At 70.4% G+C, this 24,633-nt stretch carries 24 protein-coding genes and 1 tRNA gene; 14 read left to right on the top strand and 11 right to left on the bottom strand.

The genetic code is table 11. The features are described 5' to 3' along the window. The first annotated feature begins 138 nt into the window (after window positions 1-138). Window positions 139-1,317, top strand: a complete 1,179-nt coding sequence (locus FLX07_RS07150) for a PucR family transcriptional regulator (protein WP_142568740.1) — start codon at window positions 139-141, stop codon at window positions 1,315-1,317. A gap of 53 nt (window positions 1,318-1,370) precedes the next feature. Next, a complete protein-coding gene (locus tag FLX07_RS07155) occupies window positions 1,371-1,550 on the top strand; it encodes a hypothetical protein (protein ID WP_142568742.1) in 180 nt (59 codons plus the stop codon). A 110-nt stretch (window positions 1,551-1,660) separates the two neighbouring features. Here the strand turns inward: FLX07_RS07155 and FLX07_RS07160 are convergent. Next, a tRNA-Leu gene (locus tag FLX07_RS07160) sits at window positions 1,661-1,734 on the bottom strand. 139 nt (window positions 1,735-1,873) lie between these two features. Between FLX07_RS07160 and FLX07_RS07165 the strand changes: the two genes are divergently transcribed. Continuing rightward, complete coding sequence (locus tag FLX07_RS07165; protein ID WP_142568973.1) at window positions 1,874-2,452, top strand: ANTAR domain-containing response regulator; 579 nt, start codon at window positions 1,874-1,876, stop codon at window positions 2,450-2,452. 207 nt (window positions 2,453-2,659) lie between these two features. Continuing rightward, the gene (locus FLX07_RS07170; protein WP_142568744.1) at window positions 2,660-3,961 is read left to right on the top strand and encodes an ABC transporter substrate-binding protein; all 1,302 of its coding nucleotides are present in this window, start codon (window positions 2,660-2,662) and stop codon (window positions 3,959-3,961) included. A 134-nt stretch (window positions 3,962-4,095) separates the two neighbouring features. Here FLX07_RS07170 and FLX07_RS07175 read toward each other — a convergent pair whose 3' ends face one another. The 6 genes from FLX07_RS07175 to FLX07_RS07200 all read right to left on the bottom strand — a co-directional run bounded on the left by FLX07_RS07175 (window position 4,096) and on the right by FLX07_RS07200 (window position 9,680). After that, window positions 4,096-4,566 carry a hypothetical protein gene (locus tag FLX07_RS07175; RefSeq protein WP_142568746.1) on the bottom strand — a complete coding sequence of 157 codons (471 nt, stop codon included), beginning with the start codon at window positions 4,564-4,566 and terminating at the stop codon, window positions 4,096-4,098. A gap of 105 nt (window positions 4,567-4,671) precedes the next feature. Further along, a complete protein-coding gene (locus FLX07_RS07180; protein ID WP_223852703.1) occupies window positions 4,672-5,607 on the bottom strand; it encodes an ABC transporter ATP-binding protein in 936 nt (311 codons plus the stop codon). Next, window positions 5,604-6,533, bottom strand: a complete 930-nt coding sequence (locus FLX07_RS07185) for an ABC transporter ATP-binding protein (RefSeq protein WP_142568748.1) — start codon at window positions 6,531-6,533, stop codon at window positions 5,604-5,606. Before FLX07_RS07185 ends, FLX07_RS07180 begins: the two co-directional genes overlap by 4 nt. Then, the gene (locus FLX07_RS07190) at window positions 6,523-7,512 is read right to left on the bottom strand and encodes a branched-chain amino acid ABC transporter permease (protein ID WP_142568751.1); all 990 of its coding nucleotides are present in this window, start codon (window positions 7,510-7,512) and stop codon (window positions 6,523-6,525) included. Before FLX07_RS07190 ends, FLX07_RS07185 begins: the two co-directional genes overlap by 11 nt. A 13-nt stretch (window positions 7,513-7,525) precedes the next feature. Continuing rightward, on the bottom strand, window positions 7,526-8,809 hold the full coding sequence (locus FLX07_RS07195) for a branched-chain amino acid ABC transporter permease (RefSeq protein WP_223852702.1): 1,284 nt from the start codon (window positions 8,807-8,809) through the stop codon (window positions 7,526-7,528). A gap of 451 nt (window positions 8,810-9,260) precedes the next feature. Further along, on the bottom strand, window positions 9,261-9,680 hold the full coding sequence (locus FLX07_RS07200) for a PaaI family thioesterase (RefSeq protein WP_142568753.1): 420 nt from the start codon (window positions 9,678-9,680) through the stop codon (window positions 9,261-9,263). Between the two features lie 62 nt (window positions 9,681-9,742). Here FLX07_RS07200 and polA point away from each other — a divergent pair, with 62 nt between their 5' ends. After that, entirely contained in the window at window positions 9,743-12,424 is a 2,682-nt protein-coding gene (gene polA / locus FLX07_RS07205) for a DNA polymerase I (RefSeq protein WP_142568755.1), read from the top strand. An 87-nt stretch (window positions 12,425-12,511) separates the two neighbouring features. On the opposite strand, the gene FLX07_RS07210 is transcribed toward polA, so the two are convergent. Further along, on the bottom strand, window positions 12,512-13,309 hold the full coding sequence (locus FLX07_RS07210; protein ID WP_189104946.1) for a DUF2127 domain-containing protein: 798 nt from the start codon (window positions 13,307-13,309) through the stop codon (window positions 12,512-12,514). Window positions 13,310-13,384: 75 nt separating this feature from the next. Between FLX07_RS07210 and FLX07_RS07215 the strand changes: the two genes are divergently transcribed. The 4 genes from FLX07_RS07215 (at window position 13,385) to coaE (ending at window position 17,553) form a co-directional block, all read left to right on the top strand. Beyond that, entirely contained in the window at window positions 13,385-14,431 is a 1,047-nt protein-coding gene (locus FLX07_RS07215; protein WP_142568759.1) for a polysaccharide deacetylase family protein, read from the top strand. A 206-nt stretch (window positions 14,432-14,637) separates the two neighbouring features. Continuing rightward, complete coding sequence (gene rpsA, locus FLX07_RS07220) at window positions 14,638-16,122, top strand: 30S ribosomal protein S1 (RefSeq protein ID WP_142568761.1); 1,485 nt, start codon at window positions 14,638-14,640, stop codon at window positions 16,120-16,122. A 223-nt stretch (window positions 16,123-16,345) separates the two neighbouring features. Then, on the top strand, window positions 16,346-16,816 hold the full coding sequence (locus FLX07_RS07225; protein ID WP_142568763.1) for a GNAT family N-acetyltransferase: 471 nt from the start codon (window positions 16,346-16,348) through the stop codon (window positions 16,814-16,816). 131 nt (window positions 16,817-16,947) lie between these two features. After that, window positions 16,948-17,553 carry a dephospho-CoA kinase gene (coaE, locus tag FLX07_RS07230; protein WP_142568765.1) on the top strand — a complete coding sequence of 202 codons (606 nt, stop codon included), beginning with the start codon at window positions 16,948-16,950 and terminating at the stop codon, window positions 17,551-17,553. Between the two features lie 51 nt (window positions 17,554-17,604). Here coaE and FLX07_RS07235 read toward each other — a convergent pair whose 3' ends face one another. Then, window positions 17,605-18,696, bottom strand: a complete 1,092-nt coding sequence (locus tag FLX07_RS07235; protein WP_142568767.1) for an aromatic ring-hydroxylating oxygenase subunit alpha — start codon at window positions 18,694-18,696, stop codon at window positions 17,605-17,607. Window positions 18,697-18,831: 135 nt separating this feature from the next. Beyond that, entirely contained in the window at window positions 18,832-19,425 is a 594-nt protein-coding gene (locus tag FLX07_RS07240) for a TetR/AcrR family transcriptional regulator (protein WP_229689648.1), read from the bottom strand. Between the two features lie 209 nt (window positions 19,426-19,634). On the opposite strand from FLX07_RS07240, the gene FLX07_RS07245 reads away from it, so the two are divergent. Both FLX07_RS07245 and FLX07_RS07250 read left to right on the top strand, forming a co-directional pair. After that, on the top strand, window positions 19,635-20,495 hold the full coding sequence (locus tag FLX07_RS07245; protein ID WP_223852701.1) for an alpha/beta fold hydrolase: 861 nt from the start codon (window positions 19,635-19,637) through the stop codon (window positions 20,493-20,495). Next, on the top strand, window positions 20,488-21,048 hold the full coding sequence (locus tag FLX07_RS07250) for a TetR/AcrR family transcriptional regulator (protein ID WP_142568769.1): 561 nt from the start codon (window positions 20,488-20,490) through the stop codon (window positions 21,046-21,048). Before FLX07_RS07245 ends, FLX07_RS07250 begins: the two co-directional genes overlap by 8 nt. A 49-nt stretch (window positions 21,049-21,097) precedes the next feature. Here the strand turns inward: FLX07_RS07250 and FLX07_RS07255 are convergent, their stop codons facing one another. Further along, on the bottom strand, window positions 21,098-21,499 hold the full coding sequence (locus FLX07_RS07255) for a winged helix-turn-helix transcriptional regulator (RefSeq protein ID WP_142568770.1): 402 nt from the start codon (window positions 21,497-21,499) through the stop codon (window positions 21,098-21,100). 107 nt (window positions 21,500-21,606) lie between these two features. Between FLX07_RS07255 and FLX07_RS07260 the strand changes: the two genes are divergently transcribed. The 3 genes from FLX07_RS07260 to FLX07_RS07270 all read left to right on the top strand — a co-directional run bounded on the left by FLX07_RS07260 (window position 21,607) and on the right by FLX07_RS07270 (window position 24,633). Further along, window positions 21,607-22,452 carry an NAD(P)H-binding protein gene (locus tag FLX07_RS07260; protein WP_142568772.1) on the top strand — a complete coding sequence of 282 codons (846 nt, stop codon included), beginning with the start codon at window positions 21,607-21,609 and terminating at the stop codon, window positions 22,450-22,452. 140 nt (window positions 22,453-22,592) lie between these two features. Then, complete coding sequence (locus FLX07_RS07265; RefSeq protein WP_229689649.1) at window positions 22,593-23,204, top strand: biotin transporter BioY; 612 nt, start codon at window positions 22,593-22,595, stop codon at window positions 23,202-23,204. 7 nt (window positions 23,205-23,211) lie between these two features. Continuing rightward, window positions 23,212-24,633, top strand: coding sequence for an AMP-binding protein (locus FLX07_RS07270; RefSeq protein ID WP_142568776.1), 1,422 nt, complete (start codon window positions 23,212-23,214; stop codon window positions 24,631-24,633).

The following is a 24,633-nucleotide window of genomic DNA, read 5'->3' on the forward strand; positions in this document are numbered from 1 at the left end:
AGGGGCGTCCAGCGCCGGGAGTCAAGTCGGGACCCCAGCCCATGCCCGCCGGCGGTGCCCTGTGCTCCAGCACAATCCCGCATCACGAAACGAAAACCGAACCTTGTTCCGGACGCCGCCGGCTGGCACATTCGGGACATGAGGTCCAGGACGGAATCCGAAGTCCGGGAACTGCTGCGGACCTCCGCCGCAGGCCTGCTGGAACGGCTCCCCGAGCTCGCCGACGAGCTGGTGAGGCGCGGCAGGGAAAGCGACGAGGCCTACCGCATGACGGTCCCCTTCGAGGACCACTGGAAGAGCACCCACGAGGGGCTGCGCATCGGCATCACCGCGATCCTGCAGCCGCGGCACGAGCGGCGCGACGTCGCGTACGCCCAGACGGTCGGGCGCAGGCGGGCCGAGTTCGGGCTCCCGCTGGACTCGCTCATGCGCAGCTACCGCCTGGCCGCGCAGGTCACCTGGAACGGCGTCATCGACATCATCGGCGACCAGGGTCAGGAGCGGCTGCCCGCACTGCTGCGCAGCGCCACCCACCTGTGGCACGCCATCGACCGCCAGGCCGTGGCGGCGGCCGACGCCTACCGCCGCCGGGAGAACGAGCTGCTCGGCCGGACCAACCAGCGCGTCAACGCCATGCTCGACGCCCTCCTGGAGGGGCGCGCCGACTCCGCCGTGGCCGGGGTGGCCGCCGACGCCCTCGGCCTGCCGGAGCACGGTCGCTATGCGGTCGTCGCAACGCGGCTGCCCGCGCAGCCCGACCGCGTGCACCGCCCCGACGAGATCGGCGGGCTGCGCTTCCTGTGGCGCATGCGCCCGGACCTGGAGATGGCGGTGGTGCACCTCGGCGACCGGGAGCTGGACGACCTGGTCGCCGCGCTCACCCCGGTCGTCTGCGCGAGCGCCGGCGTCAGCCCGGTGGTGGACAGCCTCGCCGACCTCGGCACGGCCCGCCGCCTGGCGGAGGTGGCCATGCGCACCTGCTCGGGGACCGCGCCGGAGATCGCGCGGCTCGACCGGCGGCTGCCCGCGGCCCTGGTGGTCTGCCAGCCGGAGCTGGCCGAGCGCCTCGCGGACGGCGTTCTCGGCCCGGTCATCGCCTCACCCGACGGCGGTGTGCTGCTCGCGACGCTGGAGGCGTGGCTGCGCTGCGAGGGGTCCGCCGCCCGGGCGGCGGCGGAGCTCTACTGCCACCGCAACACCGTCTTCAACCGGGTGCGCCGCATCGAGCAGCTCACCGGCCGGTCGCCGGCCCGTCCCCTGGACGTCGTCGAGCTCTCCCTCGCCCTCGACGCCGTCCGTCTCCTCCCCGACACCTGATCTCGCACACTAAGGGTGATGTGTCGGTTACATGGCGTACCATCTGGCCCACTGTGGCTCTCTTGGCGTTCGGGGCCGGTCGAGTCGAGCGAGGCCTGCGAGCGCGGTGGAGGAGATCGACGGACGAGCCGCTGCTCTGGCTCGCCGACGTACTCGTGGGCAGCGTCGTGTGGTGGCTCGGCGGCGAGGGTGAGAGCTTCGACATCATCCGGCGCGGGATCGAGTTCCTGTGACCGTTCCTCGTGGCGTCCGGCCTGGAGACCACGAAGCCGCATGCCGCTGGCGTGCAACCACGCCCCCTCGTCGTCCTGACGGCTTCTCAGGGGGCCACTTTTGGCGCAAGTGCCCCGAGTGGGATTCGAACCCACACTGAATGGATTTTGAGGCCATCGACTCTGCCGATTGGTCTATCGGGGCTATTTCCGGATTTGTCCGGTTTCGGCAATGGATACCAGACAGCAATCGATCTTGCTTCGAGATCGCTTAGGGCGTCCCCTGCCGTGGTCCTAATGTAGCGGACGTCGGTAACCTCTTGTGCGTGAGTACGCAGCGGCGAGTGGTGATCGCGGAAGACGAGGCGTTGATTCGCCTCGACCTGAAGGAGATGCTCGAGGAGGACGGTTACGCCGTGGTCGGCGAGGCCGGCGATGGTGAGACGGCGGTCAAACTCGCCATGGAGCTCCGGCCCGACCTGGTGATCCTGGATGTCAAGATGCCCGTGCTCGACGGGATCTCCGCGGCCGAGCGGATCGTCTCCGAACGCATCGCGCCGTGCCTCATCCTCACCGCGTTCTCGCAACGCGACCTGGTCGAGCGGGCCAGGGACGCGGGCGCGATGGCCTACCTGGTCAAGCCGTTCACCAAGGGCGACCTGGTTCCGGCCATCGAGATGGCGGTCAGCCGGCACGAGGAGATCGCCGCGCTGGAGAAGGAGGTCTCCACGCTGTCGGAGCGGCTGGAGACCAGGAAGCTCGTGGAACGCGCGAAAGGCCTGCTCATGGCCCAGCACGGGTGGACGGAGCCGCAGGCCTTCCGGTGGATCCAGAAGGCGTCCATGGACCGGCGCATGAGCATGCGCCAGGTGGCCCAGATCGTGGTGAACGAGAACGGCGGCGAGGCCCAGCCGCCCGCCTGACCGCCCCCCTGCTGATCGCGGGAGAGAAGACTCCTGGTCAGGGGCCGTCCCGCTAAGTTGAGGAGTTATTACGACTCCGCATCCAAGTGCGGACAGTTCTGATGCATCCCTGGTCGGGCCATGCCCGGCCTATGTACCTTTCAGCCATTCGATCGGGACCAGTCGGCAGCGCTGACGATTCCCGGGCCTGGATGAAGGAGATGCTTCATGATCCGCATTGCCCCCCTCGGACGGGCGCTGGCCGTCGCCGCGGCCGCCAGCCTCGCGCTGACGGCCTGTGGCGGTGGTGAGGACAGTGCCGCGCCGGCTTCCTCGGCGCCGGCGGCCGAGTCCTCTGCTCCCGCTGCCGCCACCGCCCAGGGCGATGGCGTTCTCACCGTCGGCACGTTGCTGCCGCAGACCGGTTCGCTCGCCTTCCTCGGTCCGCCGGAGTTCGCGGGTGTCGGGCTGGCGGTGAAGGAGATCAATGACGCCGGCGGCGTCCTCGGCAAGCCGGTGGTTCAGATCGACACCGACTCGGGTGACACGTCGACCAACATTGCGTCCCAGTCTGTCGACAAGTTGCTGCAGCAGAAGGCCGACGTGGTCATCGGTGCCGCCTCGTCCTCGGTGTCGCTGTCGGTGATCGACAAGATCACGGGCGCCGGTGTTGTCCAGATCTCGCCGGCGAACACCTCCGACCAGTTCACCACCTACAACGACAAGGGCCTCTACTTCCGTACGGCTCCGCCGGACGTGCTGCAGGGCCGTGTCCTGGGCGACCTCATCCTCGCCGACGGCAACGACACGGTCGGCATCCTGGCCCTCCAGGACGCGTACGGCACCGGCCTCGCGGACAACGTGCAGAAGGCGGTCGAGGGCGGCGGCGGCCAGGTCGTGGAGAAGGTCATCTACGACCCGAAGGCGGCCGACTACTCGGCGGACGTCGCCAAGATCAAGGAAGCCAACCCGAAGGCCGTCGCGCTGATCGGCTTCGACGAGACCAAGAAGATCATCCCTGAGCTCGTCAAGCAGGGCCTGACCGCCAAGAAGGTGAAGTACTACTTCGTCGACGGCAACCTGTCCAACTACGGCACGGGCAAGGACGGCTTCCCCAAGGGCACGCTCGACGGCGCCAAGGGCACCCAGCCGGGCGCCCAGGTCTCCGACGACTTCAAGGCCAAGCTGGGGACGATCGACGCGAACCTGAAGGACTACAACTACGGTCCCGAGTCGTACGACGCGACCATCCTGACCGCGCTCGCGGCGATCGCGGCCAAGAGCGACGCGCCCAAGGACATCGCGGCCCATCTGTCGGAGGTCTCCACGGGCGGGGAGAAGTGCAAGGACTTCAAGTCCTGCAACGACCTGCTGACGGCGGGCAAGGACATCGACTTCGACGGCGCCTCCGGCCCGATCGAGTTCAACGAGGCCGGTGACCCGGCCGAGGCGACGATCGGCGTCTACGAGTACGGCGCCGACAACACCAACAAGAACGTCGCCTTCAACACCGGCAAGATCGCCGGCTGATCGCGAGCACGAAGGGCCCGCTCCCATGGAGCGGGCCCTTCCGCGTCCCCGGGACCTTCCGCCGCCGTGGAGGGACGTCCCGGGCGTACTCACCGCGCCGGGCCGGGAACGGCCGCGTACGTCCCCCGGGCGGGTCAGGAACGGCCGCAGGCGCCGAGGACGGCGGCGGACGCCTTGCGATACCGGCGCAGCAGGTCCGTGCGCCGGGAGCCGGCCGTGTCGGCCCGGGACAGGGTCTCGGCGAGGCCGTCGACGGTCGCGACGGGGGCCGAGGCCGGCAGGTGGGGGCCGTACATCGCCAGCGCGCCGCGCAGATAGCCGAAACGGCCGCGTACGTCCCCGTCCCAGTGCTGGGCCTCCTCCTGCCCGGCGGGCAGCAGTGACAGCCCCAGGTAGCCGATGGCGGACACCACGCGGGCGCAGGGGTCGTCTCCGGCCTTCGCGCCGGTGACGTAGACGGCGCCGCTGGTGGTCCCGGACGCGGTGCTCGCGGACGACACGGCGGCCGGCGAGGCTGAGGGCCGCGGGGACGGCGACTGGCAGGCGGACAGGCCCACCGCGAGCGCCGAGACGACCAGTGCCGTGCGGAGGGGGGTTCGGGTCATACGGCTCATTGTCAGCCCGGCGGTTGCCGATCAGATGGAAATCAGGTCACAGACGTACGACGAGGGCCCCGGCGGATCCTCCGCCGGGGCCCTCGCGAGAGCGGCTCAGGCCCGGGCGAGCGTGCCCAGGTAGAGCTGGATGACCTTCGGGTCGTTGATCAGATCGCTGCCGCTGGCCATGTAGGCGTTGCGGCCCTGGTCGAGCACGTAGCCCCGGTGGCAGATCTGCAGACAGCGGCGCGCGTTCTGCTCCACCATGATCACGGTCACGCCGGCCTTGTTGATCTGCTGGGCCTGGATGAAGACCAGGTCCTGCAGCTTGGGCGACAGGCCCGCGGACGGCTCGTCAAGGAGCAGGACCGACGGCTCGGTCATGAGCGCCCGGCCCATGGCGACCATCTGCCGCTCACCGCCCGACAGCGAGCCGGCGCGCTGCTTGCGGCGCTCCCGGAGGGCGGGGAAGATCTCGCAGACGAACTCGAACCGCTCCTTGAACTTGCCGGGCACCTGGAAGGCGCCCATCTCCAGGTTCTCCTCGATGGTGAGGCTGGGGAAGACGTTGTTCGTCTGCGGGACGTAGCCGACCCCGCGGGCCACCAGCGAGTGGGCCTTGAGGTTGGTGATGTCCTCGCCGTTCAGGGTGACCGAGCCGGTGCGCACCGGCACGAGCCCGAACAGGGTCTTCAGCAGGGTCGACTTGCCGGCGCCGTTCGGGCCGATGATGCCGATCAGCTCGCCCTTCTTCACGTACAGATCGGCGCCGTTGAGGATGTTGACGCCGGGGACGTAGCCGGCATACAGCTCGTCGGCCCGCAGCAGCGCGTTCTCGGCTCCGGCGAGGTGGTCGGAGCGGTCGACGACGGCCGCCCGCGAGCCGGCCGTGGCGTCGTCCTCGCCGGCCGCCGCGTCCGGCTCGGCCACGCCGGCGCCGCCCGTCGCGGCGACGTCGTCCGGCGTGCCGGTGCGGCCCGGTTCGGCGGCCGCGTCCGGTGTGGAAGCGCGGTCCGGCTCTGCGTGGTCTTCCGGCGTGGGGGCGGTCATGCCTTCTCCTCGATCTCGGACTCCAGCTCGGCCTCGGCCTCCTGCAGCTGCTCCTCGAACTCCTCGGCGGACATGGGCGCGTCGTGGTGGGCGCCCAGGTAGGCGTCGATCACGCGCGGGTCCGACATGATGGTGTCCGGCGGCCCCTCCGCGATCACGTTGCCCTGGGCCATCACGATCACCCAGTCGCTGATGTCGCGGACCATGTCCATGTCGTGCTCCACGAAGAGCACGGTCATGCCCTCCTCGCGCAGGTCCTTCACGTGACCGAGGAGCGACTGGGTCAGGGCCGGGTTCACGCCCGCCATGGGCTCGTCGAGCATGACCAGCTCGGGACCGACCATCAGGGCCCGCGCCATCTCCAGCAGCTTGCGCTGGCCGCCGGACAGCGAGCCGGCGAAGTCGTCGCGCTTGGCGTCGAGCTTGAAGCGTTCGAGGAGCTCCTCGGCGCGTTCGGTGATCTCGTCCTCCTGGCGGCGCCAGCTGCCGGGGATCAGCGCGCGGAAGAAGTTCTCGCCGCGCTGGTTCTGCGCGCCGAGCCGCATGTTCTCCATCACCGTGAGCTTCGACAGGGCCTTGGTGAGCTGGAACGTGCGGACCATGCCGGCGCGGGCCACCCGGTGGGCGGGCACGCCCTTGAGCTGCTTGCCGTTGAAGGCCCAGGACCCCTCGTCGGCGCTGTCGAAGCCGGTGAGCTGGTTGAAGAACGTGGTCTTGCCGGCGCCGTTCGGGCCGATGAGCGCGGTGATCGACCCGCGCTGGACCTCCACGTGATCGACGTCGACGGCGGTGAGGCCGCCGAACCGGCGTACGACCTTGTCGACGACGAGGATGGGGTCGGGCTTGGCCACGCCGGGCTCGCGGTCGAGGCCCGCGAAGGCGGCCAGTGCCGCCGCCTTCCTGGCCGGGGTGGTGTCAGCGTGCATCGAGCGCGATCTCCCTCTTGTCGCCGAAGATGCCCTGAGGCCGGAAGATGAGCAGGAGCATCAGGCCGAGGCCGACCAGCATGAAGCGGACCGCGCCGATGTTGTTCACGGTGAACAACGAGGGGAGCAGTCCGGCGCTCACGGCCTCGCTGAGCGTGTTCCCCACGAAGACCAGCAGCACCCAGAAGAGCGCGGCGCCGACGACGGGGCTGAAGACGCGGGCCGCGCCGCCGAGGATCACGATCGTGTACGCGTAGAAGGTGAACTCCGTGCTGAACAGGTCGGGCTGCACCGACGCCTGGCCGAGCGCGAACAGGAAGCCGCCGAGGCAGCCGACCACGCCGCCGAGCACGAGCGCCTGCATCTTGTAGGAGAAGACGTTCTTGCCGAGGCTGCGCACGGCGTCCTCGTCCTCGCGGATGGCCTTGAGCACGCGGCCCCACGGGCTCTTCATGAGCAGGTAGACCAGTCCGCAGGTGATCGCGATGAGCACCCAGCCGACGGTCAGCACCCACGTCACCCGCTCGTTGAAGCTGATCGGGCCGATGCCGTAGGTGCCGGGGGAGTAGGGGTTCATCGCGAAGAAGTCGCCGGAGAAGTTCTGCCGGCCGTCCGAGCCGCCGAAGACGCTGCTGAACTTGACCGATCTGAAGACGAGCCGGACGATCTCGGCCGCCGCGATGGTGACGATGGCGAGATAGTCGGCGCGCAGTCGCAGGGTGGGGATGCCGAGCAGGAAGGCCAGCACGATCGTGGCCGCCAGGCCGATCAGGATGCCGAGCCAGAACGGCAGGTGGAAGGTGGCCACGGTGACGGCCATGCCGTACGCGGCGACGCCGAGGAAGGCCGCCTGGCCGAAGTTGAGCAGCCCGGCGTAGCCGAACTGGATGTTGATGCCGATCGCGGCGAGCGCGTAGACGACGGTCTCCAGGCCGATCGAGGCCTTGACCGTGGTCACGAAAATGGTGTTCCAGTCCACGTGTGGTCTCCGATCAGCCGATGCGCTCGCGCCGGCCGAGAATGCCCTGCGGCCGGAAGAGCATGACGAGGATGAGCACCAGCAGCGCGCCGACCGTCTTCAGCTCGGTCGGCACCACGACGGTGGACAGCTGGATGAACAGGCCCACGACGATGGAGCCGACCAGGGCGCCGAACGCGGTGCCGAGGCCGCCGAGGGTGACGCCCGCGAAGACGAGCAGCAGGATCTGGAAGCCCATCTGGTAGCTGACGTTCTGCGACAGGCCGAGCATGACGCCCGCGAGCGACGCGACGGCGCCGCCGACGGTCCAGATGATCCGGATGACCCCGTCGACGTTGATGCCCGAGGAGGCGGCCAGGGCGGGGTTGTCGGCGACGGCCCTGGCCGCCTTGCCGACCCGGGTCTTGAGCAGTGCGAGCCCGACGACGATGAGCACGGCGAGCTCGATGCCCATCGCGATGAAGTTCTTCGGCGCGGCGGAGATCGGGCCGACCTGGATGCCGGGCTGGGCGTTGTAGTCCGCGAACGAGGCGCCCTCGCCGCCGAAGAAGAAGAGGAAGACGTAGCGCAGGAACAGGGCCAGACCGATCGAGATGATCATCATGGCGACCAGGCTGCTGCCTCGTCTGCGCAGCACGCCCCAGAAGAACCGGTCCTGGGAGTACCCGAAGGCCCCGCCGATCACGACCGAGATCACCGCGGCCACGATGAGCGGGAGTCCTATGACCACGTTGAAGAAGTAGGCGCACATGGCGCCGAATGTGAGCAACTCGCCGTGGGCGAAGTTGGTGAGCCCGGTGGTGCCGAACACCAGCGACAGGCCCATGGCCGCGAGGGCGATGATGAGCCCGAGGTTGAAGCCCTCGAAGGTGAGCTGGGCGACGCGGTCCCAGAAGGAGGAGGAGTCCGACGTCTGCGCGGCGCCTTCGCCCTGCTTGCCGGCGGGCGCGAGAGCGAACAGGACGTTGCGTTCGCTGCCCTCGTAGACCTGCACGTCCAGGGTGGCCCGGTTCTGGAACTTCAGCCCGACGTCCTTGGGGAGCGTCGACTGGTCAAGCGTGACCTTGTACTTGCCCGCCTTGGGGACCGGCACCTCCCACTTGCCGTCCGCACCCGTGGTGGCGTCCCCGACGGGGTTGCCGTCTTCGCCTGCCACGCTGATCTTCACGCCGTTCACCGGCTGGCCTTGGTTTTGGAGTGTGCCCTTCAGCGCCTCCCCGTCCGCCCAGGCGGGGGAGGAGAGGAGAAAGACGAGTCCACCCAGGAAGGCCGTGAACGCGATCACGGCTCTGCGCAATGGTGCTCCCTCTGTATTCAGGTCATGGCGGGGTCGTGCCCCCCACTGCGGACGCGCAACATCGGCAGGTTGCTGCGATGTTGTGGCCGGAGCATAAGCCTGAGACGCCCGTTTCGGGGTCGTTCGTCACCAATTGGTGACCATGGTGTGTCACTGACGTGAGAAAGGGTTCGCAGGTCAGGACGTGTAAGGAGTCAACCGCGGGGTCGGTGCTGTGAAAGAGCATGAGCCCGTGGGAGGACCTTTGGGACCGTACACAGCTTCCCCGGCTCCGCACGTTGTCTACTCGGTCTCCCACGGGCTCTGGAGCCACAACGGTAGCGACCGGAGCGACTCCCGTGCAAAGAGAGTCGCAAGCCGGTCCGTTATCAGGCCCAATGCGTCATAAGAGGGTTTCGTGGTGCTTGCCCGGCCGGCTCGCCGGCGAGCGCGGCCCGCGAGCCGGGCGGCCTCAGCGAGCGTCCCTGAGCATGCAGGTCAGACGGGCCGTGCAGACCGCCCGGCCCTCGTCGTCGGCGATCTCGATGGCGTACGTCGCGAGCGTGCGCCCGCCGTGCACACGGGTGGCGACGGCGGTGACGTGCCCCGAGGTGGCCGAGCGATGGTGGGTGGCGCTGATCTCGATGCCGACGGCGATCCTGCCCGGGCCGGCGTGCAGGGCGGCGCCGGTCGAGCCGAGGGTCTCGGCCAGCACGCAGGACGCGCCGCCGTGCAGCAGGCCGTAGGGCTGGACGTTGCCCTCTACGGGCATGCGGCCGACCACCCGCTCGGCGCTCGCCTCAAGGATCTCGATGCCCATCCGCCGGTGCAGACGGTCCTCCCCGGACGCGTTCATCCACGCCGCCAACTCCTCGGGATCCGTCAAGGTCAAGGGGACGCCTCCTGTGGCAAGAGCACGGGTTTTCTGTCGTACAGGGAGACTAGGCTGCGGGTGTGCCGAAGAGTGAAGCGACCCCCACCCGTCCGTGTCTGCTGCTCCTGGACGGGCATTCTCTTGCTTATCGCGCGTTCTACGCGTTGAAGGACGCGAATCTCATGACCACCGACGGTCAGCACACCGAGGCGGTGTACGGCTTCACCTCGATGCTGGCCAACATCCTGCGCGACGAGCAGCCGAGCCACGTCGCGGTCTGCTTCGACCGGAGTGAGCCGACCTTCAGGCACGAGGCGTACGACGGTTACAAGGCCAACAGGGCGGAGACCCCCGAGGACTTTCGCGGCCAGGTGCAGCTCATCTTCGAGCTGCTCGACGCGCTGCGGATCCCCCGCATGTCCGTGGCCGGCTTCGAGGCGGACGACCTGATCGCGACGCTGGCGACGCAGGCGTCCGGCGAGGACATGAACGTGCTCATCGTGACCGGCGACCGCGACGCGCTCCAGCTCGTCAACGACAGGGTCACGGTGCTGATGACCAGGCGCGGCATCAGCGACATGACCCGCTTCACCCCCGAGGCCGTGGTGGAGAAGTACGGCCTGACCCCGGCGCAGTATCCGGACTTCGCGGCCCTGCGCGGCGACCCGAGTGACAACCTGCCGAGCATCCCGAGCGTGGGAGAGAAGACCGCCACCAAGTGGATCTCCGAGTACGGCTCGCTGGACGAGCTGGTCCGGCGGGCCGACGAGGTGAAGGGCAAGGTCGGCGACAAGCTCCGCGAGCACCTCGGCCAGGTGATCCACAACCGGATGCTCACCGAGCTGAAGCGCGACGCCCCGGTCGACGCCGAGGTGTCCGCGCTGACCATGGGTCTGTGGGACCGCGAGGAGGTCAACAAGCTCCTCGACGCGCTGCAGATCCGCGGGGAGTTGCGCGAGCGCCTGTTCAAGACCCTTGGCACCACGGAACCGGAGGCGGGCGAGGGCTTCGAGCTGGAAGTGACCGTGCTCGAGCCGGGCCAGGTGGCCGGCTGGCTGGCCGCCCTCCCCGAGGGCCGCGCCGGGCTGGCCTTCCAGGGCGCCTACGGCAGTGGCACCGGGCGGTTCGAGGGCCTCGCGATCGCCTCGCCGGGCGGCGCCGCCCACCTCGACCCCACGCGCCTCACCCAGGAGGACGAGGCGGCGCTGCACGCCTGGCTGGCCGACGAGAATCGGCCGAAGGCCGTGCACGACGCCAAGGGGCCGCTGCTCGCGCTGTGGGCGCACGGGCACGACCTGCGCGGCCTCACCTGCGACACGGCGCTCGCCGCGTATCTCGCGATGCCGGGGCAGCGGTCGTTCCCGCTCGACGACCTGGTCCTGCGCTACCTCCACCGCGAGCTGCGGGCGGAGTCCACGCCCGGCGGGCAGACCTCCCTGTTCGAGGACGCCGACGAGGGCGCGGCCCGGGACCTGGCCCTGCGGGCCCAGGCCGTGCGCGACCTTGCCGACGCGCTGGAAGAGCACCTGTCCAAGCGCGGCGGCACGCGGCTGGTGACCGACGTCGAGCTTCCGCTGGTGCGCGTGCTGGCCGAGATGGAGCGGGACGGCATCGCCGCCGACCGGCAGTATCTGGCGGCGCTGGAGGCCGAGTTCGGCGCGGCCGTCAAGCAGGCGGTCGAGGCCGCCCACCAGGCGGTGGGGGAGCAGTTCAACCTCGGCTCGCCCAAGCAGTTGCAGGAGATCCTGTTCGGCAAGCTCGGCCTGCCCAAGACCAAGAAGATCAAGACGGGCTACACGACCGACGCCGACGCGCTCGCCTGGCTGGCCCAGCAGACCGACAACGAGCTGCCGGTGATCCTGCTGCGCCACCGCGACCAGACCAAGCTGCGCACCACGGTCGAGGGCCTGATCAAGGAGATCGCCGACGACGGGCGGATCCACACCACGTTCAACCAGATCGTGGCGGCCACCGGGCGGCTGTCGAGCGAGAAGCCCAACCTGCAGAACATCCCGATCCGCACGGTCGAGGGCCGGCGCATCCGCAAGGGCTTCGTGGTGGGGGAGGGCTACGACACGCTGCTGACGGCCGACTACAGCCAGATCGAGCTGCGGATCATGGCCCATCTGTCCCGGGACGAGTCGCTGATCGCGGCCTTCGAGTCGGGGCACGACTTCCACCAGGCCACCGCGTCCCGTGTCTTCGACCTGCCTGCCGAGCAGGTGGACGCCGACCTGCGCGCCCGCATCAAGGCCATGAACTACGGCCTCGCCTACGGCCTGTCCGACTTCGGCCTGTCGGGGCAGCTCAACATCCCCGTCGCGGAGGCCAGGGCCCTCAAGGAGGAGTACTTCGAGGAGTTCGGCGGCGTCCGCGACTACCTGGAGTCGATCGTCGCCCTGGCCCGCAAGGACGGCTACACCGAGACCATCCTCGGCCGCCGCCGCTACCTGCCCGACCTGACCAGCGACAACCGGCAGCGCCGGGAGATGGCCGAGCGGATGGCGCTCAACGCGCCCATCCAGGGCTCGGCCGCCGACATCATCAAGGTCGCCATGCTGAACGTGCAGAAGGCGATCGAGGGCATGCGCTCCCGCATGCTGCTCCAGGTCCACGACGAGTTGGTGTTCGAGGTCGCGCCGGGCGAGCTGGAGGAGCTGACCGACGTCGTGCGCACCCAGATGTGCCGGGCCTACGACCTGAGCGTGCCGCTGGAGGTCAGCGTGGGCGTGGGGACCAACTGGGAGGACGCCGGCCACTGACCACGGCCCGTTCCGGGATGCGCCGGGCACCACACCGGGCTCATCAGATCGGGTTCGTCGTACGGGGTCGGCTCGCAAGGCGGCGGGTCAGGGGTGGCCGGTCGGGCGGGTCGGCCCGTGGTCCCGTCTGGCCATGGTCAGGCCCGCCTGTTCGACCTCCAGCAGGCTCGCCTCGTGCCGCTCCGACTCGTACGCCGCACGCCCGCCGCGCAGTCCGAACAGGCGCTTGCTGAGCGCGATGTACAGCACGGCTGCGATGTTGATCACAAGGATCACGATCCGGAACGGGCTCACCTTCTCGGCGATCTCGTAGATCTCCACCGGGATGAACACCGAGGTGACGATCACCGAGAAGTACTCGCCCCATCGCCTCAGCAGCCACAGGCCGATCCCCTCGGTCAGCAGCAGCGCCGCGAGGGCGAGCAGGGCGAGGAAGATCCAGGTGAGGGTCGTCGTCCGCGCGGTCAGCGCGGTCCGCAGCGTGTGCACCACACCCGACTGGTCGAGGTGCCACCCGAGCTTGTGGGCCAGCGGCTGGACCAGCGGGAGGTCCTGGTCGAACGCCCGCCGTACGGCGTCGTGGTGGACCCGGAACCGCCACACGCCGTACGCTCCGGCGATCAGGAGCACGACCTTGGCCCAGCGGAAGACGGCGATCAGCCGTAGCACGGCGGCGTCCCGCAGCGCCCGGCCCCGCAGCACGACGGGTGCGGCGCCGGCCGGTCCGGCCCCGCGCGGCGGGCCCACGGTGAAGTCGCCGCAGCGCAGGCAGCGCCATGCCTCGCCCAGCGCGGTCTCGGCGCGCAGGCGGCTCCGCAGCGCCTCCTCGTCCGGGGCGTATGTGACGTGCCCGTGCCGTCCGCAGGCACGCAGGCTCCAGTCCACAGGAAAATTGCAACACATATGAATACGGGACACGTCGGGCAGTAAGGTCAAATAACTGTGCGCAACCTTGCCCGAATGACCGCAGTCGCCAACGTCGTCGTTGTCGTGATCGGTCTGGTCGCGCTCGTGCTGCTGCCCCGGTCCACGGGCGAGGAACGGTCACCGGTGCGGGCGCAGCCGCGCTCGCCGTCGCCCACGCCCAGCGTGGCCCCGCCGAAGGCGACCGCCGCGTCGGCCAGGAAGGTCAAGGCGAACGAGGCCGGCCTGGTGCCCGTGATCATGTATCACCGCATCCTGCCCAAGCGACTGGCGTCGATCGACCGGACCCCCGCCCAGCTGCGCAAGGAACTGGAGCGCCTGGCCAAGGACGGCTACGTGCCGATCACCGCGGCCGAACTGGTCGCCGGGAAGATCGACATCCCGCCCGGGGCGCATCCGGTCGTCCTGACCTTCGACGACGGTCATCCCGGCCACTTCGCGTTGGACCAGAGCGGCAGGCCGAAGAAGGACACGGCCGTCGGCATCATCTACGAGGTCGCGGCGAAATACCCGAGCTTCCGGCCCGCCGCCACCTTCTGGGTCACCCGGGCCCCCTTCGGCCTGCGCGACCGGGAGCGGCAGAAGCAGGCGGTGAAGTGGCTGGTCGACCACGGCTTCGAGGTGGCCAACCACACCTACTCCCATCCCGATCTCCGCCGGCTCTCCGACAAGCGGGTCAGCGAGCAGATCGTCCGGCAGGAGCGGCTTCTGAAGAAGGCCGGCGCGCCGCCCTCGACGACCTTCGCGCTGCCGTACGGGTCGCAGCCGAGGAAGCTGAGCAGGGCGCACGACGGCACGTGGGACGGCACCCGCTACCACTTCGACGCCGTCTTCCTGGCCGGGGCGCAGCCCACGGTTTCGCCCTACGCGAAAAGTTTCCCGCGTTACGCGATCCCGAGGATCCAGTCCAACGGAAAATCCGGCGACTGCCGGCGCTGGTGCACGACCTACTGGCTCGACTGGCTCGACAAACATCCACGAGAGCGCTATACGTCGGATGGGGATCCGGCCCGGGTGTCGGTGCCACGCAAACTCCGGGCAACGCTCTCACCCGCCCGCGCGAAGTCGGTGATCGCGTACTAGGGGTTCGTCTGGTTGCCTCGGATTGACCCAGCTCGCTCCGTCTCATATGCTGATCGCTGCGCTGTGGGCTCGCGCGCGTCACGGACGGAGCGGGCTCGCGCTCGGTCATCTGGTGGCTACCAGGAAGCAGCATCATCCAGTGAACGAAAACGGCCCGCCGCGCTCCTGTCACAACGACATCTGTCCGGTTCGGAGCAATTCCACACATGACGAGCAGCACTGAGGCCACCTCGAGCACCCCGCAGGTAGCGGTCAACGACATCGGTTCCGAGGAGGCCTTCCTCGCCGCGATCGACGAGACCATCAAGTACTTCAACGACGGAGACATCGTTGAAGGCACCGTCGTCAAGGTCGATCGAGACGAGGTCTTGCTCGACATTGGCTACAAGACCGAGGGCGTTATCCCGTCGCGCGAGCTCTCGATCAAGCACGATGTCGACCCGGCCGAAGTCGTCGAGGTCGGCGAGCACGTCGAGGCCCTGGTTCTCCAGAAGGAGGACAAGGAAGGCCGCCTCATCCTGTCCAAGAAGCGCGCCCAGTACGAGCGCGCCTGGGGCACGATCGAGAAGATCAAGGACGAGGACGGCATCGTCACCGGCACGGTCATCGAGGTCGTCAAGGGCGGCCTGATCCTCGACATCGGGCTGCGCGGCTTCCTTCCCGCCTCCCTGGTCGAGATGCGCCGCGTCCGCGACCTGCAGCCGTACGTCGGGCGCGAGCTCGAGGCCAAGATCATCGAGCTGGACAAGAACCGCAACAACGTGGTCCTGTCCCGCCGTGCCTGGCTGGAGCAGACGCAGTCCGAGGTTCGCCAGACGTTCCTCAACACCCTTCAGAAGGGTCAGGTCCGCAAGGGCGTCGTGTCCTCGATCGTCAACTTCGGTGCGTTCGTGGACCTCGGCGGCGTCGACGGCCTGGTGCACGTGTCCGAGCTGTCCTGGAAGCACATCGACCACCCGTCTGAGGTCGTCGAGGTGGGCCAGGAGGTCACGGTCGAGGTTCTCGACGTCGACATGGAGCGCGAGCGGGTCTCGCTGTCGCTCAAGGCGACGCAGGAGGACCCGTGGCAGCAGTTCGCCCGGACCCACCAGATCGGCCAGGTCGTGCCCGGCCGCGTCACCAAGCTGGTGCCGTTCGGTGCGTTCGTCCGGGTCGAGGAGGGCATCGAGGGTCTGGTCCACATCTCCGAGCTGGCCGAGCGCCACGTGGAGATCCCGGAGCAGGTCGTGCAGGTCGGCGACGAGATCTTCGTGAAGATCATCGACATCGACCTGGACCGCCGCCGCATCTCGCTGTCCCTCAAGCAGGCCAACGAGGGCGCCGGCGCCGAGGTCGAGTTCGACCCCACGCTGTACGGCATGGCGGCGACCTACGACGACCAGGGCAACTACATCTACCCCGAGGGCTTCGACGCCGAGACCGGCGAGTGGCTCGAGGGCTTCGACAAGCAGCGTGAGGAGTGGGAGCGGCAGTACGCCGAGGCGCAGGCCCGCTTCGACGCGCACCGCTCGCAGATCGAGAAGGCTCGTCAGGAGGAGGCGGCGGCCAGCGAGGCCGCTCCGTCGACCTACAGCGGCGAGACCAGCACCTCGCAGTCCAGCAGCAGCAGCGGTGGCGGCGGCGGTGGCGCTCTCGCCTCCGACGAGGCCCTCGCCGCCCTGCGCGAGAAGCTGGCGGGCGGCCAGAGCTGACACCCGGTCTCCGGACCGGAGGTTCAGCCGAGTCCTCCACAGCACCACGAAAGGCCCCGCTCCGGCGGGGCCTTTCCCTTTTCCGCGATCCCTCGCGTCCCTGTCCGCGGTCCCTCGCGCGCGGGGGCCATCGCACGGGGGGCCTTTCTCCGGTGAGCGTGGTCGAGGGCGCGGGCCTCCCGCGATCGCCGTTCTCCGCCGGCGGTGCCGATAGGCTGGCCCCGTGGTGGAGATCACGAGGGCCCTGCCCGCGGAAGCGGGGGAGATCCTCACCCTGCAGCGGGCCGCGTACGTGACCGAGGCGCAGCTCTACGGCGACCCGTTCATCGCGCCGCTCGTCGAGTCGCTCGACCAGGTACGTACGGTGATCGAGACAGCGGTCGTGCTGAAGGCGACGGACGGCGGTCGGCTGGTCGGCGCGGTCCGCGGCCAGATGTCCGGCTCGACCTGCCTGGTGGGCCGTCTCGTGGTCGCGCCCGATCGGCAGGGACGGGGGATCGGCAGCGCGCTGCTGGCCGCGATGCACGAGGCCGTGCCCGAGGCGGCGGCGTTCGACCTGTTCACGGGGCACCTGTCGGAGGGGAACCTGCGGCTCTACCGCCGCCTCGGCTACCGGGAGACCCAGCGGGAAAGGGTGCAGGACCATCTGATGCTGGTCCACCTGCGCCGCGAGCCCGGGGCGAGCACGTCCTGAGTGGTTCAGGCGAGCCGGCACCCCTCGTCGGGTGTCGTCATGTCGACCGGTGGTTCCGCCGCGCTCGCGGCGCGGCCGGCTGATCGGCGCCGCCGGCCGGGCGCGGTGAACCGCCCGGTAGGCTGCGGGACGTGCTGAAGGTTGGGCTCACGGGCGGCATAGGTTCGGGCAAGAGCGAGGTGTCGCGCCGGCTCGCGGCCCGCGGCGCCGTCGTCGTCGACGCGGACAAGATCGCCCGAGAGGTCGTGGAGCCGGGCACCCCCGGGCTCGCGGAGATCGTCGAGGCGTTCGGAGAGGGCGTGCTCCGCCCCGACGGCACGCTCGACCGGGAACGGCTCGGCGCGATCGTGTTCGCCGACGCCGAGAAGCTGAAGGTCCTCAACGGGATCGTCCACCCGAAGGTGGGCGAGCGCAGCGAGCAACTCCAGCGTGAGGCCCCGGACGACGCGGTCGTCGTCTACGACGTGCCGCTGCTGGCCGAGAACAACCTGGCCGCCCGGTATGACGTGGTCATCGTCGTGGACACGCCGGACGAGGTGCGGCTGGAGCGTCTGCTGCGGCTTCGCGGCATGCGGGAGGCGGACGCCCGCGCCCGGATCGCCGCCCAGGCCTCCCGCGAGGAGCGGTTGAGGATCGCCGACATCGTGATCGGCAACGAGGGTTCCCTGGGCGACCTGGACGCCGAGGTCGACAAGGTCTGGCAGGACCTCAACGCCCGGGTCCTCCCAAGGGGCTGAACGAGCTGTCCATGTGCGGAGGTCGCAGGGACGCCCGGCGCCCTTGCGAATCTACAGCGTAAAGCCGGCGGCGGCGCCTTCCACCCATGACCGGTAGGCGTCGAGGACGAGGCCGTGGAAGTGGTGCACACCGTGCTCGGACAGGCCCGAGCCGGCCGGGTCGTAGACGATGCGGCCCTGGTCGAAGGCCGGAGTGTTCATGCCCCGCTGGACGCTCTCCACGATGGAGATGTCCTGCTGCTGCAGCACCTCGTCGATGTATCGCACCGCCTCCACCTCGGCGTCCATGAGCTCGGCCGTCTCGAAGTAGAAGTCCCACGTCTCCAGGGTCCGGCCGGGACCGGCTGGAATCGCTTGCAAGACCATGAAGTTGCCGCGGCCGGGGTAGCGCAGCAGGCAGGTGTTGGGCCACAGCCACCACACCGCGTGCTGGGTGACCGACGCGCCCGCGACGTCGTACGCGGCGTTCTCCTGCTTGCCGGCCTCGGCGAAGTGGCTCGACCAGATGCCGTGGGTCTTCACCTCGTAGGTGTCCATGTCGACGAGGTCGACGAATTCCTTGTGCGCGACGTGACAGTGGTAGCACTCCAGGAAGTTGTCGATGACGTTCTTCCAGTTGGACGCGATGTCGTAGGTCAACCGCTTGGCATGGGTCAGGCCGGCCACGTCGGGGGCCCATCTGGCGATGTCGGCCGCCAGGTCCGCGGCCTGCTCGGCCAGGGGAGCGGCGGACGGATCCAGGTTCACGTAGACGAAGCCGCCGAACTCCTCCACCGGCACCTGATCGAGACAGATCTCGTTCTTGTCGAAGGTCGCCATCCTGTCGGCGCGACGGGCCGCCTTGAGCCGCCCGTCCAGGCCGTAGGTCCAGGCGTGGTAGGGGCAGACGATGGCGCGCGTGGTGCCGGAGCCCGTGAGCAGCTCGTGGGCGCGGTGCTTGCAGACGTTGTAGAACGCGCGCAGCGCTCCGTCGCGATCGCGCACGATCGCGATCGGCATGCCGGCCACGGTGGCCGACACGTAGCTGCCGGGCGACGAGAGCCGCTCCACGTGGCAGACCCACTGCCAGGTGCGGGCGAAGACCGCCTGGACGTCGACGTCGAGCCACCTCGGGTCGGTGTACGCCTCCGCCCGCAGTGACATCGATCGTCCTGGGTCCTTGTGGTATCCGGTGCCGACACGGCGTACATCGGCGGTCGTTACTGATGCCATGGGGGGAGCATACGAGGGCCTGAACGATCGTTCAATATTTCCTGGACGTTCGTTCAGGGCCGCCGGTCACCCGGCGAGTGCGATCTGCTCGCAGCGGGCGACGCTCCTGCTGATGGAGGCGCGGTCGAGCCCCAGCAGGGCCGTGAGCCACAGGCCGTTCTGGATGACGTCGATGTCGGCGGCCCGCTCACCGCACTCGTCGGGTGACAGCTCGGGGCGGGCGGCGCCGATGAGGGCGGCAAGCCCGGCGCGGTAGCGTTTCTGGGCCTCCGTGTTGATGTGCTCGAAGTCCTCGTGGGCCTGGGCGAGCGCCCAGAGCTGAAGTCGCAGGGACAGATACTCCGTCGTCAGGAACTCCGGGTCGGCCACGCGCGTCAGCGCGGCACGCAGCCGCTCCTCCGGTCCAAGGGCGGGGTCCGGCTCGACCAGTGAGACGTCCTGCTCCTCGATGCGGTGCAGGGCGGCGCGGATCAGGCTTGTCTTGTCTTCGTAGTGGTAGTTCACCAGCCCCAGCGAGACCCCGGCCTCACGCGCGACGGCGCGCATGCTGACTCCGGATATGCCCTGCAGGGACAGGAGCCGGAGGGCCGCATCGAGAATCCGCGCCTGCCGGTCGACTTTCTCGTCGGCGTCCATCGCGCGCACGGGCCTCGGACTCACGTCCACAACCTTAACGGCGGGGGGAGGCGCGTCCAGCTCAGCTTCAGGGACCGCTGCGATCTCCGGCTCGGCTCGGCGGCTCGGCCCGGCTCGCGGTGCGGCGTGCGGCGGCTGCCAACGGTGTCACCGGTCGGCCGCCGGCGTCGGCGCCCGCGGACCGGGTGGATCCGTGTTGACACGCATCGGCTAATGCTATTAGCCTGGCAGCTATGAACGTAAGCCTGAAGGATGGCGTGACCGAGTTCCTGAAGATCGGCGAAGGCGAGATCGCGTACGACGTGGCGGGGAAGGGCCCGCTGGTCGTGATGGTGCCCGGCATGGGCGACAGCCGGCGCGCCTACCGCTTCCTCGCACCGGCGCTGGCCGAGGCCGGGTATCGCGTGGCGACCATGGACCTGCGCGGGCACGGCGAGTCGAGCCTCGGCTGGGACTCCTACACCCGCGCCGACACCGCGGGCGACATCGTCGCCCTGATCGAGCACCTGGGCGGGCCCGCCGTCGTCGTGGGGCACTCGTTCGCCGGGGGAGCGGCCACCATCGCCGCGGCGCGGCGGCCCGAGCTGGTCACCGCCCTGGTGGAGATCGGCCCTTTCACCCGGAAGCAGCAGCCCGACCTGCGCGCGCTGCTGAGCAACGGCCGCTACCGCAGGGGCATGACGCGGCTCATGGGCGTGGCGCTCCTGCGCAGCACCGGGCTGTGGAAGAGCTACCTCGATCACGCCTATCCCGGGGTCAAGCCCGCCGACTGGACCGACTACCTCGACGCCCTGGGAAGCGACCTGCGCAGGCCGGGCCGGATGGCCGTGGTGAGCGCGATGGGCCTGTCCGCGCCCACGGACGCCGGCGCCCATCTCGGCGGCATCGGCTGCCCCGCCCTGGTCGTCATGGGCACCCGGGACCCCGACTGGGCCGACCCCCGGGCCGAGGCGGACGGCATCGTCGCCGAGATGCCGCCGGGGCTCGGCGAGGCGGTGATGATCGACGGCGCCGGACACTACCCGCACGCGCAGCACCCCGGCGAGGTCGCCGCCGCGACGCTCGCGTTCCTCAAGGAGCGGGTCCGTGGCTAGGGCGGCTCTGTCCCCGGACGCCGTCGTCGACCTGGCGCTGCGCATCGTGGACGAGGAAGGCCCCGACGCGCTCACCCTGTCCGCGGTCGCCGCGCGGGCGGGCGTCGCCACGCCCTCCCTCTACAAGCACGTACGCAACCTCGCCGAGCTGCGCGCCCTGGTCTCCGTACGGGTGATGGGCGAGCTGACGGAGATCGCGAGCGAGGCGGCGCTCGGCCGGTCGGGCGACGAGGCGCTGCGCGCCCTGATGGACGGCTGGCGCTCCTACGCCGCCCGGCATCCGCACCGCTACTCGGCGATGATCCAGGCGCCGCGCCCCGAGACGGCCGACGTGGGCGACCGGCTGGTCGGCATCATGCTCGCCGCGCTGCGGGCGTACGGGCTGGAGGGCTCGGCCGCGATCCACGCGGTCCGCTGTCTGCGCGCCGCGATGCACGGCTTCGCCGTCCTGGAGGCGGCCGGCGCGTTCCGGCTCGCCGAGGATCTCGACGAGAGCCACGCCCTGCTGGCACGCATGGTCATCGCCGGGCTGCGCACCGCCCGCGAGCACTGAACCCTCCGCCGTCAGAACGGTTCGTCGCCGCCGGTGCGGGCCAGATCATTCAGCCGCGGGGCGCCCCCGCCTCGTCGTAGTGCCGCCGTGCCCGTTCGACGTGATCGAGGTTGGCGGCGGCCCACTCGGCGATCTGGGCGAAGAGGGGGGAGAGGGTGCGGCCGAGCTCGCTGATCTCGTATTCGACGCGCGGCGGCACCTCGGGATGGTAGGTGCGGACGACCAGGCCGTCGCGCTCCAGTTGGCGCAGACGCTGGGTGAGCACCTTGGGGGTGATCTTCTCGATGCGCCGCTCCAGCTCGACGAACCGCTGGCGGCCGAAGGCGTGGAGCGACCAGAGGATGGGCGAGGTCCACCGGCTGAACACGATGTCGACGACCGGGGAGATCGGGCAGGCCAGCTCGGGGTCGGTCGTGGCATCGGCCGCCGGTCTGCTCGTCTCGCCCGCCATGGTCACACCCCTGTGAGGTAGTCACTTTCCTCTAGGTACCTACTATACGGAGGGTGTTAGCGTCGCCGTCGTCGCGAGAGGCCACAGGGAAGACGCTGGAGTTGATCATGATTGTGGTGACGGGTGCGACCGGAAACGTCGGTCGGTGGCTGGTGCGGGCCCTGGCGGAGGCCGGCCAGCGGGTGACGGCGGTGTCGCGGGGAACAGCCCCGGTGAGCCTGCCGAGTGCGACCGGACACGTACGGGCCGACCTGGCCGCGCCGGAGACCCTGCGGCCCGCCCTCGACGGTGCCGAGGCTCTGTTCCTGCACGACGGCGGCACGGGCGGCGTCGGGCTCGACCCGAGAGCCATCCTGGACGTGGCCGAGGCCGCCGGGGTCCGGCGGGTGGTGCTGCTCTCCTCGCAAGGCGTGGTGACCAGGCCTGAGTCGGTGTCGCACGGAGGCGTCATGCGGGCGGTCGAGGAGGCGGTGCGCGAGTCGGGCCTGGGCTGGACGATCCTGCGGCCCGGCGTCTTCGCGTCCAACGCCTACGCCTGGGCGGAGTCGGTGCGCGCCGAGCGGACGGTCGCCGCGCCGTTCGGCGACGTCGGGATCCCGGTGATCGATCCTGCGGACATCGCGGAGGTCGCGGCCGTGGCCCTGCGCAAGGACGAGCACGCGGGCCGTGTCTACGTGTTGAACGGGCCGGCGGCCGTCACGCCCCGGCAGCAGGCCGAGGCGATCGGGGCGGCCCTCGGTGAGCCGGTGCGGTTCGTGGAGCTGACCCGGGCCGAGGCGCGGGCGCGGATGGCGCCGTTCATGCCGGAGGCGTCGGTGGAGACCTCGCTGGCCGTCCTCGGCGAGCCCAACGCCGCCGAACTGAAGCTCAGCCCGGACGTCGAGCACGTGCTGGGCCGCGCGCCCCGCCCCTTCGCCGAGTGGGCCCGCCGCAACGCCGAAGCCTTCCGGTAGACGGCAGACGGCGACACCGTCGCCTCCGGCGTCCCGGTCGCGGAGCGGCCTACCGCTATGGGCACCGGTGAGAACGACACGGCGGAATGTTGTGGGAATCCTCATTCGCCGTACGGAGGGTCTTGGTATGGGATCGATCCGTGACAGATGAACAGAGTCCGCCTCGGCGGCGCTTCCCCGCGGCGGACATCGCCAGGGTCAGCGTTTTCGCCGCGCTGATCGCCGTGCTCGGCATGCCGGGTGCGCTGAACATCTTCGGCGATGCGGTGCCGATCACGTTGCAGACGCTCGGCGTCATGCTCGCCGGGGCGATCCTCGGCACGTGGCGGTCCGCCCTCGCCGTCGTGGTCCTGATCGTGCTGGTCGCCGCCGGGCTGCCCCTGCTGGCCGGCGGGCGCGGCGGGCTCGGCGTCTTCACCGGCCCCTCGGCCGGCTTCCTGATCGGCTGGCTCCCCGGCGCGGCCCTGACGGGGTGGATCGTCGAACGCGGCGGGCGCACGCCGTCCACGGTGCGGCTGGTGACCGCCTGCCTCGCCGGCGGCGTCGGCGTGGTCTACCTGTGCGGCATCCCCGTGCAGGCCCTGGTCACCGGGTTGTCCCTGGGCAAGACCGCGGTGCTCAGCGCCGCCTTCCTGCCCGGCGACCTGGCCAAGGCGGTGCTCGCGTCGATCGTGGCGCGCGGCACCCAGCGGGCCTACCCGGACGCGGTCCCCGCGGTGCACCGCGAGCGGCTGCGGGCGGGAGGACGGTGACGCGCCCGTGCCGGTAGCCGCGCAGGTCATGCGGCACGCCTCCGCCTGCCCCGGGCGGATCGCGGTGTCCGGTCCCGGAGGCGACCTCAGCTACGCCGAACTCGCGGCCAGGGCCGCCCGCGCCGCCCGCGGTCTGGCCGGCGAGGGCATCGGCCCCGGCGCGCTCGTCGCGGTCGCCCAGGCCGACCCGGTGGCCCTGCTCGTCGCCGTGCTCGCCGCCGACCTGGCGGGGGTCACGCCGCTGCTGTGCGACCACGCCTGGAGCGAGGAGCGGCGGGCGCAGGTCATGGCCGCGGTGCCGGTCGCCGCCCGCTTCGACGTCCCGCTCCCCGAGGCGGACGGCCCGCCCGTACGGCACCGCCCCGCGCCGCACGACCTCACCTGGGCCTGCTTCAGCTCCGGCAGCACCGGCCGGCCCCGCGCCGTGGTGCGCACCCGAGACTCCTGGACCGGCTCGTTCGGCCACCTCGACGAGATGACCGGGATCGGCCCCGGCGACGTCGTGCTGATCCCCGGCCCGCTGGTCTCCTCCCTGTACGGCTTCGCCGCCGTGCACGCGCTGGCGGCGGGCGCGACGGCCGTCGTCCCGGGCCGGTGGTCCCCGGGCGAGCTGGCGCAGCAGTTGCGGCGGGCCACCGTCGTCCACGTGGTGCCCCACCGCCTGCCGGCCGTGCTGGACGCCCTGGAAGCCGCGCACGACGCGGCCGGGGGCCCGCTGCGCACCGCCGTGGTCGGCGGGGCCGCCCTGGACGCCGCCGCCAGGACCCGGGCGGCGGCGGCCGGAGTGCGTGTGCTGTCCTATTACGGCGCCACCGAGCTGTCGTTCGTCGCCGCGGACGCCGACGGCGCCGGGCTACGGCCCTTCCCCGGCGTCGAGATCGACGTCAGGGTGCCGCCCGGGCAGGTCCTGGGCGAGGTGTGGGTGCGCTCCCCGTGGCTCTGTGAGGGTTACCTGGCCGGTGCGACCGGCCCCCTGCGGCAGGACGACGGCGGCTGGATGACGGTCGGCGACCTGGCGGAGCCGCACCGGCCCGGCGAGGTCCTGCGGCTGCGCGGCCGGGGCGACGGCGCGATCCAGACCGGCGGCGCGACGGTGGTGCCCGAGGACGTCGAGGAGGTGCTGAGGAAGGTGCCGGGAGTGGACGACGTGGTCGTGGTCGGCACACCGCACCCCTACCTGGGCGCCGTGGTCACCGCGGTCGTCGAGGGGGCCGTCCAGTGGGCTGTTCAGGGGGCCGTCGAGGGCGAGGGCCTGGTGAGGGCCGCGCTGGAGGCGGCGGCGCGCGCCGAACTCGACCCGGCCCAGCGCCCCCGGCGCTGGTACGCCGCCCAGTCCCTGCCCCGGACTTCCACAGGCAAGCCGGCCCGCGGCCTCATCGCCGCCCGTCTCGCCGCAGGCGACGACCCCGGTCTGCGGCGGCTCGCCTGA

The organism is Microbispora bryophytorum (assembly GCF_006874465.1).
Taxonomy (GTDB): domain Bacteria; phylum Actinomycetota; class Actinomycetes; order Streptosporangiales; family Streptosporangiaceae; genus Microbispora; species Microbispora bryophytorum.